This is a genomic window from Candidatus Photobacterium acropomis, assembly GCF_030685555.1.
Lineage (GTDB): Bacteria > Pseudomonadota > Gammaproteobacteria > Enterobacterales > Vibrionaceae > Photobacterium > Photobacterium lucens.
On the sequence record NZ_CP131608.1, the window covers coordinates 793,379 to 807,219 of the forward strand.

The 13,841-nt window shown below is 39.1% G+C and carries 8 protein-coding genes; 7 read left to right on the forward strand and 1 reads right to left on the reverse strand.

Annotation, left to right across the window (positions count from 1 at the left end):
- Positions 1-76: 76 nt before the first annotated feature.
- The gene (gene ylqF, locus Q7657_RS03585) at positions 77-1,030 is read right to left on the reverse strand and encodes a ribosome biogenesis GTPase YlqF (protein ID WP_107165633.1); all 954 of its coding nucleotides are present in this window, start codon (positions 1,028-1,030) and stop codon (positions 77-79) included.
- A gap of 360 nt (positions 1,031-1,390) precedes the next feature.
- Here ylqF and Q7657_RS03590 point away from each other — a divergent pair, with 360 nt between their 5' ends.
- The 7 genes from Q7657_RS03590 to Q7657_RS03620 all read left to right on the forward strand — a co-directional run bounded on the left by Q7657_RS03590 (position 1,391) and on the right by Q7657_RS03620 (position 13,739).
- A complete protein-coding gene (locus Q7657_RS03590) occupies positions 1,391-1,585 on the forward strand; it encodes a helix-turn-helix transcriptional regulator (protein ID WP_107165634.1) in 195 nt (64 codons plus the stop codon).
- A 13-nt stretch (positions 1,586-1,598) separates the two neighbouring features.
- Positions 1,599-2,522, forward strand: a complete 924-nt coding sequence (trfA, locus tag Q7657_RS03595) for a plasmid replication initiator TrfA (RefSeq protein WP_107165635.1) — start codon at positions 1,599-1,601, stop codon at positions 2,520-2,522.
- 1,364 nt (positions 2,523-3,886) lie between these two features.
- On the forward strand, positions 3,887-7,354 hold the full coding sequence (gene hsdR / locus Q7657_RS03600) for a type I restriction-modification system endonuclease (RefSeq protein WP_107165637.1): 3,468 nt from the start codon (positions 3,887-3,889) through the stop codon (positions 7,352-7,354).
- A 162-nt stretch (positions 7,355-7,516) separates the two neighbouring features.
- Complete coding sequence (locus tag Q7657_RS03605; RefSeq protein WP_107165638.1) at positions 7,517-9,091, forward strand: class I SAM-dependent DNA methyltransferase; 1,575 nt, start codon at positions 7,517-7,519, stop codon at positions 9,089-9,091.
- Positions 9,091-10,455 (forward strand): restriction endonuclease subunit S, encoded by a 1,365-nt coding sequence (locus Q7657_RS03610; protein WP_146146401.1) that lies wholly within the window; start codon positions 9,091-9,093, stop codon positions 10,453-10,455. The genes Q7657_RS03605 and Q7657_RS03610 overlap by 1 nt, the downstream gene beginning before the upstream one ends.
- Before the next feature lie 50 nt (positions 10,456-10,505).
- Complete coding sequence (locus Q7657_RS03615; RefSeq protein WP_258178233.1) at positions 10,506-12,377, forward strand: AAA family ATPase; 1,872 nt, start codon at positions 10,506-10,508, stop codon at positions 12,375-12,377.
- A 9-nt stretch (positions 12,378-12,386) separates the two neighbouring features.
- Positions 12,387-13,739 (forward strand): McrC family protein, encoded by a 1,353-nt coding sequence (locus Q7657_RS03620; RefSeq protein ID WP_107165639.1) that lies wholly within the window; start codon positions 12,387-12,389, stop codon positions 13,737-13,739.
- The last annotated feature ends 102 nt before the right edge of the window (positions 13,740-13,841 follow it).

The following is a 13,841-nucleotide window of genomic DNA, read 5'->3' on the forward strand; positions in this document are numbered from 1 at the left end:
TGTTTGGATTACAAATAGTAAAAAACCACCTGCGATAGCTTATGGACTATAGCGAGGTGGTTTAGAGTATTATCGATTAGCGTTTATTTTTCAGGTAGCGCTTACGACGTTCTTCTTTGATTTTTGCTTTTTCTTCGGCTTTGCGTTCCGCTTCAATCGCAACATCAATCAACTCTTGAGTGATCATCTCAGGGCGTTCCATCGTGATCTTACCTAGCGTACCGTTGCGAAGCTCGTTGATTAGAATTTCAGAAACTTTATGTAGATCTACACGGCCACCGCTTTGTAGACAACCACGGTTACGGCCAATTTCCTCTAGTAGCTCCATTTCAGATTCAGGGAACTCATCATCAAGGTTATAGCGAGCTTTTAATAATTCAGGGTAGGCTTGCGCAAGATACTCAACCGTAAAGAACGCCACATCAATGTAATCCATCGCTGTATCTTTAACGGCACCGGTTGCTGCTAAGCGGAAGCCACTGTGTGGGTTTTCAACTTTTGGCCACAAAATTCCCGGTGTGTCTGATAGCACAATACCATTTTGTAAATTGATACGTTGCTGCTGACGAGTAACAGCAGGTTGGTTACCTGTAATTGCGACTTTACGACCTGCAAGGGTATTGATGATGGTTGATTTACCAACGTTTGGAATACCCATGATCATGGTACGAATGTTCTTGCCCATCTCTTCACGGTTAGGCGCAAGTTTACGACATAACTCAGTGATCATATTCACTTCGTTGATATTTTCAGTCGTGATCGCAATAGCTTTAACGTTCTGTTCTTTTTCTAAATGATCAATCCAAAGTTGAGTCATTTCAGGATCAGCTAAGTCACGCTTATTCAGTACTTTAACGACAGGTTTGTCATTTTTTTCACGAAACGTTTTGATCAGTGGGTTTTCACTACTAAACGGGATACGAGCATCTAATACTTCAATGATCACATCAACTTTCGGTAGTGCTTCCTCGATCTCTTTACGAGCTTTGTGCATGTGGCCCGGAAACCACTGGATACTGTTACTACTCATTTGATTTATATACTCTTTATTTGTTCTATGTGTCCCTTGGGGTACAACCAGGGGTACTAAAAGTTTCTGCTAGGGAGATAGATACTTTATTGTTGATAAAGACTTTACTGCCAAGCGCTTAAAAATTGTGGCTAAGTTTATCATAATTGATGTGAGTTGACTCTCTACAAGCAAAGCTATCGTTTTAGTTTCTATGTATTAATCCTGATCGATTTCAATATGGTCGAAGCCTTTTTTATCATAAAAGTAAAAAAACATTTTTATGTTGATGATGTAAAAACTGAGCCATTTAGACTGTCTATCAAACGGCTTAGTACGGTACTGGAAAAGCCACGATAGCTAACTGATAAGAGATTTCTTATGACAAAAAGAATTATTCGCCTACCAGAAGTAAAAGCAAGAACTGGCCTTTCACGAAGCAGCATCTATGCATTTATGTCAAATGAAGATTTTCCAAAATCTATCTCTTTAGGTGCTCGTGCTGTTGGCTGGCTTGAAGGTGATATTGAGCTTTGGTTAGAGCGTCGTATTGAAACAGTAAAAAGCAGCAAATAGGTAAGGAGCTTACATGTTTAATTGTATCTGCGGTGGTGTCATCATTTCTAGTGAATCACTTTCACGCACCTCTTATAATACCGGTAAACGCTATTTGTCTGATTCTGCAAGTAATGATGACTCTATTCCTCCAGAGCGTAATTATTCAAAACCAGCAGCTAATAAAAAAAGTACAAGCTTATTAAATAAGCCTTGGGCTAAAAACGTTAGATGTATACCGAATGAGTTTATTCGTTGCCCAATGTTTTCTGTTTGTCAAAATAAAGCTCGTTCTAATTATAAAAATAAAACTATTCTTGAGTCTAAACCAGAAAATCAACCCACAAAAATTAATTATACTGGTCGTGTATTGAGGCAAGATGATTTAGATGTTTTTCTTGAATTGTTACATTATGCTCGAGACAAGGATATCTCTGTAATGTTGGAAATTAAACGTTCTAAATTATTGAATGCTTTAGGATGGCCTCAAAAAACGCATTATTATAAAAAGCTAGATGCATGTTTACGTCGACTTCTAAATGCAAACATTGATGGTTTCATCACTCGTAAAAATTATGATGGGGTGAATGAGAAATATGATTTTAATTTTAATTTAATTGAGTCGCTAGAATGTGAACATTCATCTCGATTAATCTGTTATCGCTTGCCAATAGGTCTAGAGGTGTTTTATCAATCATCATGTTACACAAGAATAAAGATTGAACACCGCCGAGTTCTAAAGAGTAATATAGCTAAGTGGATGCATTTATATCATCGAAGTCATCAAAAAAATAATAAGTATGCAATGTCAATCGAAACTGCAATGAAAATATGTGGTTCCAAAGCTAAATCGGTAAAAACTTTTCGCCAGAGTTTAAATAAGAATTTAGATTGCTTGAAGTCTTTTAATATCGATCTGTATATTGATAAAGACTCAGATAGATTAAAGTATAAATAATTTCTTTCATTACCGGTGAAATGCTCTCAATAAAATGAGGGCATTTTTTGTAAGTGTATATTATAAATATAGTTCTTATTCCAAACGATGAGATTATAAGCTAACGACGAGCTTGTTTCTCTTCTGAGTTTGCGATCTCTATTTTTTCTTCTTCATGAGAACAAACATGAGGAATGAAGTGCTACTCCATTAATGACGATTGCCAAAAGAAGACCATGAGTGTCAGTCAGTAGGCTACGTTTTACTCCTTGTTTGCTTCTATCGGTTGGATTCCGTCCTGTTTTTTGAACCCGCCTGGGAGCTTTCTTTAAAGCGCCATCCATTGATAACCATGACCATTCGATGAGGTTAAGCTCTTCACTTTTCAGTCGCCCCTTTTGCCACAGACGTTCAAAGACTTCGGCCTTTCTCAATTCTTGGCAGCTCCGATATGCGGAGCTTGATGCCATACCATTATATCTTCATCGTTTCTTACAAGTATTGTTTTGAAAGTTTGCACATATAGATAGGCATTGCTGCTTTGAAGTGACTATAAAACCTGTGCATAACCTGTTTGTTTTGTGTTTAAAAACTGTTGGTGTTTGATCTGTTTTCCATCATCTTACATACCAAGTATTATCATGCTGGATACCTTTTCACACCATATTAGATTCCAAATTACATAATTCAAGATTCCTAATTCCATCATTCTAGATTTACTAAAAACATAAAATAGATGCGGAATTTCAATATTTTCAATGTAAAACAATGGCTTATTTTTATGGTGTAACTATTAAATTAGCAATGTAACCATATATAACCATCTTACAACCATTTGATAACCAATATTATTAACCTTAAAAATAAAGAAATAATAAAGGAGTGAGTTATCTAAAAAAGTTAAGAACGTTAAATTATTGTGTCGGTACATGGATGGTATGTTTTGTATTACCTGATCAGCTAACACCATATACAGTAAGGCTTAGACGGTTATTTTAGAATTTATCACAGGGGAATATACAACTATTTATGTTGAAAAGTGGAAATTAGCTGTTATTTGAATAAGTTTTTGTTGGATTTGAGGAAAAGCGATCACAATAAATTTTTCTATAATGATCGCTTTTTAGTACGCAAAAAATCTGCTTAATAATAAAACGTATTACAAACAGTTAGTTATGTTGTTTTTTGTTTTAATCTAGAGGGGGGCATTAAAAAAGAAATAAGTAAAAAGTGCTGTCGGCACGAAACGAATAGCAATTATGATCGTTTTTTAGTCGAAGTCTAAATTCTTAGATAATATGAGGGGAGTACACATACACTATGTGTGACAAATAAATGCAACCTGTTGTATTATTGCGTGAGCTCTCATTTGTCTAGGATGACCTATGTATTCATCAAATTTCGAATTTTTACAAGGTGTTAACGACACACTGTATGTCATAGCTTTATCTGCTGAACGTAACTTATATCAAGATCCGCATACCACGCTGTTTAAGGTGCGTTTACTGTCTGAAGAAATTGTTAATTACATTTCTGAATTAGTGAAACTTGATGAAGGGTTATCGACATTTGAACAGCTGAAGCAGCTTGGGAATAAGGGCTACTTAGATGAAGAACGTCAAGCCATCTTTCATGCTTTACGTAAACACGGTAACAAAGCTGCGCATGGTTATTACAACAATGCCACCGCTGCGGCCTATGCGCTAGAAATTGCCCACAAGGCTGCAACAATTTATTACCGTGTTAAAACGGGTAATGGCAGCTTTAAACCTAATCCATATCAAGCACCTTCAGAACAGCAGAACGATAATTTGATTGAACAATCGAATGAAGAGATTGCTCGTCTTAACGCGATTATCGAAAAGCTAGAGTCACAGAAGTCACCTGAACTTGATGTTAGACAAGCACAGCTTGCATTTCTTGAAGCAAAAGACAATGAAAGTTTAAATCAAGCTCAAGCACGAATTCGAGAGCTTGAACAGCAACTGCAGCAACAAGATTCACTAAATACTGAGCCAGAAGATGAAGCAAAAGCATCTCAAGAGCTCAAACAGCGAATTGAGCTGTTAAAGCATAGTCATTTTGATCTTAACGAAGCTCAAACAAGATTTATTATCGATCAGCAACTGCGTGATGCTGGTTGGGAAGCGGATACCCAGGAATTGACCTTCAATAACGGTGCTCGTCCTCATCCTAAGAAAAACCTTGCGATAGCTGAATGGCCAACGGCATCAGGCCCAGCAGACTACGTTTTATTTGTTGGCATGACACCTATTGCTGCAGTAGAAGCAAAACGTAAGCGTGTTAATGTCTCAGGGGCTATCACCCAAGCTGAACGTTACAGCCATACTTTTTCACCTGTTGCGACAGAGTTAGAACAACCTATGGTACCTGCGTGGGAACTCATGAAACGTGAAGGTCCTTGGCAAGGATGCGAAGGGGAGGCATCGTATAAACTTCCTTTCGTGTTTGCGTGTAATGGTAAGCCGTTCTTAAGACAAATGCCTGAGCAGAGTGGTACATGGTTTCGAGACTGTCGTTTACCGACGAATGCTAAACGTGCGTGTGAAAGTTTTTATAGTCCAGCAGGCTTGCTTGACCTCCTAACACGAGATCATCAACAAGCACAGCATGAGATGGCGTTAGAGCCTTTTGAATACCTTGGCTTACGTCCATACCAAAAAAAGGCTGTAATCGCCGTAGAGGAAGCATTACAGCAGAATAAACGTGAGTGTCTGTTAGCGATGGCAACAGGTACAGGTAAAACACGTACTATCATCGGTTTACTTTATCGTTTTCTGAAAGCAGAACGTTTTAAGCGCATTCTATTTTTAGTTGATCGCTCATCGCTGGGGGATCAGGCAACCGAATCATTTACAGAAACACGCTTAGAGCAAAACCAATCGCTTACCCAGATCTATGACATCAAAGAAATGGCGGATAAATTACCAGAAGCGGAAACCCGTGTGCATGTAGCAACGGTACAAGCGATGGTAAAACGCTTATTTGAAGACAAAGATAGTGATAACGCTAATGCCACCATTTTGCCTATCGATCAATACGATTGCATCATTGTGGATGAAGCGCACCGTGGTTATACCCTCGATCAAGAAATGGATGAAAGCGAACTGATTGCACGAGATCCAAACCTTTATCGCTCTAGTTACCGTCGCGTACTGGATTATTTTGATGCAGTGAAAATTGGCTTAACAGCAACACCTGCAGCACATACCTCCGAAATTTTTGGTTACCCGGTTTATACCTATTCTTACCGTGAAGCAGTAGCTGAAGATTACCTGATCGATCATGAAGCACCTATCCTCTACAAAACCAAACTGAACCAAGCAGGTATTAAGTTTGAAGAAGGTGAAATGGTTGAAATGGTGGATACCTTCTCTGGTGAAGTTAACACCTTAGAACTTGAAGACGAGCTGGATTTTAACGTAGAGAATTTCAACCGTACCGTCATCAATGAAAACTTTGATCGAACCGTATGTGAAGCGTTAGCAGAAGATATCGACCCAACAGGTAAAGAAAAAACCATGATCTTCTGTGTTAACGATCAACATGCTGATCGGGTTGAACGACTGTTAGTTGAAGCGTTTCAAAAAGCCTATGGTGATGATGTGCCAGCACATGCAGTACAAAAAATCACAGGCAGCACAGACAGAGTCAAAGAGGCGATCAAAAAATACAAAAACGAAACTTACCCAAGTGTTGCGATTACCGTTGATTTGCTAACAACGGGAATAGACGTACCTGAAATTTGTAACCTCGTGTTCATGCGTCGTGTTAAGTCACGTATTTTATACGAGCAAATGTTAGGTCGTGCGACGCGCCGTTGTGATGATATTGGTAAAACTGTCTTCCGTATTTTTGATCCAGTCGATCTCTATGCATCATTGGAGCAAGTCAACACCATGAAATCTGTGGTGAAGCGTCCGAATATTTCCATTGAGCAACTTATTGATGAGATTTCCGAACCTCGTAATCTTGAACTATCAGGGCGAGAAGAAGGCAGCAGCTTTGCACAAGATTCATTGGATGAGCTCAGCCAGAAAGTGATGCGTGTAATGCGTAAAGCGCAAGCTAAAGCAGAAAAAGATCCCATCATCAAACAAGAGCTTGAAAGTATCGAGCAGGAGTGGGGCTGTCCAGCTGATCAAATTCATCAGAAATTGCATCAAGCAGGGCCTGCGAAAGCGGCTGAAATGCTTAAAGTACACAGTAACTTGGCCAAAAGAGTAGAAAGTGTTCGTTCAATGCTCGGTGGTGGTGAAAAATACGTAATTTCTAACCACGATGATGAGTTTTTAGTGCGTGAACAGAACTTCTCTGCTTACAGTAAGCCAGAAGATTACCTCACCGCTTTTGATCATTTCATCAAGGACAATATCAATAACAATGCGGCATTGGCAGCAGTCGTCAACAAACCGAAAGAGCTGACTCGCGAGCAACTAAAAGAGATCCGCATTTTATTGGATAACCAAAACTTCAAAGAAGTGGATCTACAAAGTGCTTGGAAGAAAACCACCAACCGAGACATTGCCGCGTCCATCGTGGGTCATATTCGTCGTGCGGCATTGGGTGAAGCATTAATGCCATTTGAGCGCCGTATTGATATGGCGATGGATAGCATTTATGCCATGCATTCTTGGACGAAACCGCAACTAAAATGGCTTGAACGCATTGCCAAGCAGTTGAAAAAAGAAGTGGTATTGCAAAACGAAGACATCAACCGCAGTTTTGCTCAAGCTGGTGGCAGCAAAGGGCTGGATAAACAGTTGGGTGGACAGTTAGAGCAAGTATTAATCGCGCTCAACGATCAAATTTGGCAGCAGCAAGCCACCTAATATGCTTAAAGCCTAGCCAATCACAACGACGTTATTATTAATCTTATTTTTACCTTGCCGCTAAGTGGTAAACTTAGCGGCAGTATTGCATTTAAACGTATTTTTATCGCTAGTGGTGTATAAGAGCCATCGAGCGAAACGCTATTTTCAAACGAGAGCCTTATGAATAACAACGAAATTGTACAAAAACTATGGAAGCTGTGTGACGTATTACGTGATGACGGCATTACCTACACTGACTATGTGACTGAGTTGGTGCTGTTGTTATTCATCAAAATGGAAAACGAGCAGGCAGAAGCAGGGATCACAGAGCACGTATTACCAGAAGGGTTGCGCTGGACAGATATCACCGACAAAACAGGTATCAAGCAGTACGACTTTTACCGCCAAATGCTATTAGATTTAGGTAAACACCACGATCCATTATTAGCTGCAATCTATGCTGGGGCGCAAACAAGCCTAAAAGAGCCAAAACATTTAAGTCAGCTTGTTAAGCGTATTGATGAGTTAGATTGGTTCTCTGCGCGTGAAGATGGCTTAGGCGACTTATACGAAGGCTTATTAGAGAAAAACGCCAACGAAACCAAATCGGGTGCAGGTCAATACTTCACCCCTCGTCCACTTATCGACACCATTGTAAAACTGACTAACCCACAAGTTGGGGAAACCATTCAAGATCCTGCGGCAGGTACTGCGGGTTTCTTAATTGCAGCCCATGAGTTTATTAAAGCCAACACAGATGATCTGTTTGACTTAGATGAAAAGCAGCAAGATTTCCAAAAGCGCAAAGCTTACAACGGTATGGAGCTGGTGGCATCGACACGCCGATTAGCTTTAATGAACTGCTTATTACATGGTATTGAAGGTGATGGCGAAGGCGTTATTTTCCAAGGTAACACGTTAAGCGGTGAAGGGGCGAAACTACCCAAAGTCGATATCATTCTGTCTAACCCTCCATTTGGTACTTCTAAGGGTGGCGGCGGTCCAACGCGTGACGATTTAACCTTTGACACCAGTAATAAACAGTTGGCTTTCTTACAGCATATTTATCGCCATTTAAAACCGGGTGGTCGAGCGGCTGTGGTACTGCCTGATAACGTATTGTTTGAAGGTGGCGTAGGGCAAAAAATTCGTGCTGACTTAATGAATAAGTGTAACTTGCACACCATTTTACGTTTGCCAACGGGTATTTTCTATGCACAAGGGGTGAAAACTAACGTCCTGTTTTTCCAAAAAGGCACGAAGGATAACCCAGAGCAAGAGGAAAATTGCACCACATCTACGTGGGTGTACGACATGCGTACCAATATGAATACCTTTGGTAAGCGCCGCCCATTAACGGCAAAACACTTTGATTCCTTTATTGCCGCTTTTGGTGATGATGTAAATGGTTTATCAAAGCGTGCAGAAGGTGTGTGGCAGCAGCTAGGTGAAGTAGAATCTGACAATGAACCAACGTTAGAGAATGCCCGTTTTCGCCAATTTAGCCGTGAGTATATTCGTGATCAAAAGGGCGATAGCCTTGATATATCGTGGATGAAAGACTTAGAAGCCAGCAGCGCAGAAAACCTACCGGAACCAGAAGTGCTTGCAGGTGAAGCAATGGCGGAGCTTACCGAAGCCATGGCAGGTATTTATCAGTTGATGCAAGCATTGGGTGCGAACGATGAAGCAGAAGCGCAAAAGCAACTGCTAGAACAAGCCTTTGGTTTAGAAGAAAAGCCGGAGGAAGTGTGATGAGTCAATTGCCGAATGGGTGGGTTGAAACAGAACTAGGAAATGTTACTAACTATGGGGCAACTGAAAAACCTGATTTAATTAATATTGATGGAGAATGTTGGGTCTTGGAGTTAGAAGATATTGAAAAAGACTCATCTAAGCTACTAAAGCGTATAAACTTTTCTGAGCGTATGCCTAAAAGTTCGAAGAATTCTTTTAAGAAAGGTGACGTTCTTTATGGCAAGCTTCGTCCATATTTAAATAAGATTTTAATTGCTTCGGAAGATGGTATTTGTACGACTGAAATAGTTCCGCTAAAAATACCTAGAGAATTATTTGATAATCGATTCCTCTTTTATTGGCTTAAAGGTAAGCAGTTTAGTGATTATGTTAACGCTGTTAGTTATGGCGTAAATATGCCTAGATTGGGTACCAAAGACGGTAAGAAAGCGCCCATTGTTGTAGCTCCACTAAACGAACAAAAACGCATCGTTGAAAAACTCGATGAAGTATTGACACAGGTCGACACCATCAAAGCTCGTTTAGATGGCATTCCTGCGATTCTTAAACGCTTTCGTCAATCTGTCCTCGCTGCTGCGGTATCGGGTAAGTTGATTGATCTTAATGAAACGAAAATTACAACAATAGGGGAAGTATCTGAAGATATTAGATATGGGACTTCCAAAAAATGTGATTATAAAGGTGGAAGTACACCTGTAATTCGAATTCCTAATATTGGGGATAGAAAACTAGATACTTCAGATTTGAAATCAGCAGACTTTACTGAGAGAGAACTTGAAAAGTTAGCTCTTATAACAGGCGATCTTTTAGTTATTCGTTCGAATGGTAGTTTAGAACTCGTGGCCAAACCCGCACTAGTAGAACCTCAATACGAAGGTTTTTTATATGCTGGCTACTTGATCAGAATTAGGTGTGATAGAGAAAAAATATTACCAAGTTTCTTGTTAAATGTTTTGAGTTCAAGAGTCGTGAGAGATGTTGTCGAATTGGGTGCTCGTTCGACTAGTGGAGTAAATAATATTAACTCAAAAGAATTATCTGCTTTGGAGTTTGTACTACCTTCTATTTCAGAACAAAAAGAAATCGTACGCTTAGTCGATCAATACTTCGCTTTCGCTGACACAATTGAAGCGCAAGTGAAAAAAGCGCAAACACGAGTAGACAACCTGACCCAAAGCATTTTAGCAAAAGCCTTCCGTGGTGAGCTGGTGGAACAAGATCCAAACGATGAGCCTGCCGATAAACTGTTAGAGCGCATTGCAGCAGCTCGCAAGGAAGCAGAAGCATTGGCCAAAGCTGCCAAGAAAGCGCAAACAGCAAAAAAACGTACAGTAAAGAAAGAATCTGCACAAGAATCATAATCGAAATCATCAGCACGCTTTCGGGCGTGCTTTTTTAGGGATGAAAGGTTTTGGAATTTTCACAAAAATTTATTGAATATCTACATCAATTCAATATTGATATATCGATTCTAAATTCAAATTTAGATGAAGTTAAAACTAAGTTAGATAACATATCACCATTAGCAAAATCCTATTTGTTAGGTGATGATTTCAGACCTTTTCTTCAATATGTAGAGAAAAAATCTGCTGTCGCGTATACGAAGAAACATGATGGTGGTGCTATTTTTTTTGCCGAAAAATATATTAATAAATCAGCAAAAAATGCTTATGGTGGATTTTATTTTAGTTCTGAAGGAAACCTAAAATTAGAGTTTTCATTAAAAAATTTATCTTCTGATGAGAAGATGCGCATACCGGAACATATAAAAGGCATTGGTTATATGTATCCTTTAATAACGAATAAAGCTGATATAGATATTGCGAACGAATGTTTATCTGAATGGCTTGATATTAAAGAGGGCGCTTCCTCGAAATCGGATCATGTGAAAGTCGATAATATAATAAAAAATAAGAAAGTATCACTTATGCCATTAAATCAAATCCTTTATGGCCCTCCTGGTACAGGCAAAACCTTTCATACCATAGAAGCCGCCGTAAAAGCAGCTGAGCCGACATTCTACCTAGATTTAAATATCGACCAGCTAAAAGGGGCAACACAAGAACAACGAGCTCAACTTCAAAGTAAGTTCAAAGCGTTATCTGATTCTAAACGCATCCGTTTTGTAACTTTCCATCAAAGCTATGGCTATGAAGAGTTTGTGGAAGGATTGAAAGCTGAATGTAATGATGAAGGTCAAATCAGCTATTGTGTTGAGGCGGGTATTTTTAAACAAATATGCCAAGATGCTAAAAGTTCTAATGCCGAACACCAACAATTTGATAGTGCTCTAGAAAAGTTAAAAGAATTATGTTCAGACGAGCAAAATCCTTTGCGTGTGAAAACGTCGAACAAGTCTGAGTTTGATGTTGTTTATCGTGGTGGAAAGACATTTTTACTTGACCCCGTTTCGGCTGGAAGGTCTTGTGGGTATTCTGCATCTCTTGAAAACATCAAAAAACTCTATTTAACGGGTAATAAAGATGGTATTTATAATATTTCGTATGTTCGAGGTTTGCTTGAATATATGCGAGAACATTTGAATTTAGCGCCGATTTCACAACATGAGAAGCAAATACAACCTTATGTTTTAGTTATCGACGAAATTAACCGTGGCAATATCTCTAAAATCTTTGGTGAATTGATCACCTTAATTGAGCCATCAAAACGTAAAGGGGCAGAGGAAGCGTTAGAAGTCACCTTGCCATATTCTGGCGATATTTTCTCTGTACCTGATAATCTACATATCATCGGTACCATGAACACGGCTGACCGTTCTCTTGCTATGATAGATACCGCACTGCGTCGCCGCTTTGATTTCGTTGAGATGATGCCAAAACCTGAGTTATTTGAACATAAGACTGTTAAAAATATCGACTTATCTGAACTGTTAACAACACTCAATAAGCGTATTGAAGTGCTTTATGATCGTGAGCATACCCTTGGTCACGCCTTTTTGTTCCCTGTCTACAATGAACAAGACGAAGATAAAGCCTTCCAACTGTTAAAATCGGCATTTAAAAACAAAATTATTCCATTGTTGGAAGAGTACTTCTTTGATGACTGGAACAAGATCCGTCTTGTACTGGGTGATAATCAAAAAGAAGCAGCATTGTGTTTCGTGACCAAACATGAAGATAACTATGAATCTTTATTTGGAGCTGATCACGGGCTTAATCTTTATGAAGATACAAAAGTGACTTTCCTGCTTGCGTCGTTTGATGGTCATGATTCTGTATGGGATCAACCTGAAGCTTATATTGCTATTTATACCAAGGGCTAATGGTTGAGCATGAAAGTGAAAAACACCGTTACGCTATTTGAATTTGGCTATATTACCAACGATCGTAAAGCGAACGAACATGATCATATTCAGGTTATTTCAGATAACGCTTACTTGTACCTCAAAGGCATGTGTTTAAGCGATGAGCGGGAACGTAACTTACTTAAACTAAAAAGTGTTCAAGGTATGGAAGTGCTGCAAGTACAAAATTATGCAGGGGTGTTATTTACCCCTGATGGTACGCAACTTGAGATCTTACCTAAAATCGGTAAAAACCGATCAGCGAGCAAAAAAGTAGAAGAAGATGCACGTCAGTCGTTATTGATCATGTTAAAGGCGTTAAAAGGCTTTCAACATATTCAAACCTCTAACGCTAATATTGTGAGTCGAAAAATGCCACTGCTTGAAGTGTTCATTAGTCAGTTTTTGCAATCGATTAATGCTCTCGTTAAGCGTGGCTTGCGCAGTGATTATGTGCCTAAAGAGGATAACCTTGCCTTCTTAAAAGGTAAGCTCAATGTAGGAAAGCAACTTCGTAATAATTTTATTAATAAGCACAAATTTTACTGTGAATATGATGAGTTCTTGTTAGATCGCCCTGCCAATCGATTAATTCATGCCGCTTTAATGAAAGTAAATGGAGTCGTACGAAGCGCAGAAAATCAAAAGTTGTTACAAGAATTGATGTTCGTCTTTCATGATGTGCCTGTCAGCCTTAACCATAAACATGATTTTTCGCTGGTGGCTCTAGGTAGGGGGATGAATCATTATGAATTGCCTTTAGCTTGGGTGAAGTTGATTTTAGACGGATTCTCGCCACAAACAATGAAAGGTGATCATCATGCCGCTTCGCTGTTGTTCCCAATGGAACGTGTATTTGAAGACTACGTTGCTCAATCACTTAGTAAAACGTTGAAACAAACACATCGTTTGAAAGCACAGGTACAAAGTAAGAGTTTAGTTACCCACAAGGGTTCTAGCTGGTTCAAGCTTAAGCCCGATATGGTAATTGAGCATAATAGTAGAGTTGTAACTGTCTTAGACACTAAGTGGAAATTACTTGATTCATCAAAAGCCAATGGCACTGATAAATATGGCTTATCGCAAAGTGATTTTTATCAGATGTTGGCATACGGTCATCACTACTTTGACACTGAAATAGAAAGTCCAGAGATGTTCTTGGTATATCCTTCCCACTCAGGTTTTAAGCAGGCTATACCACATAGTTTTGATTTCCCGATTCAAGGTGAGAAAACCTTAAAGCTATGGGTCGTTCCTTTTGTGATTAGTGATAATGATGTTGAGAAGGGGATTCAGTGGCCGGAAGATACTAATGTGGAAACTTGGACTAAGGTTACTTAAATCTTTAGGTTATAATTTTTATTTTTCCTTTCGATAACAAATGCAGTTCTTATTTGAACTGTGTCTATTTTTATAAAAATAACCACTTATTACTAGATGGTT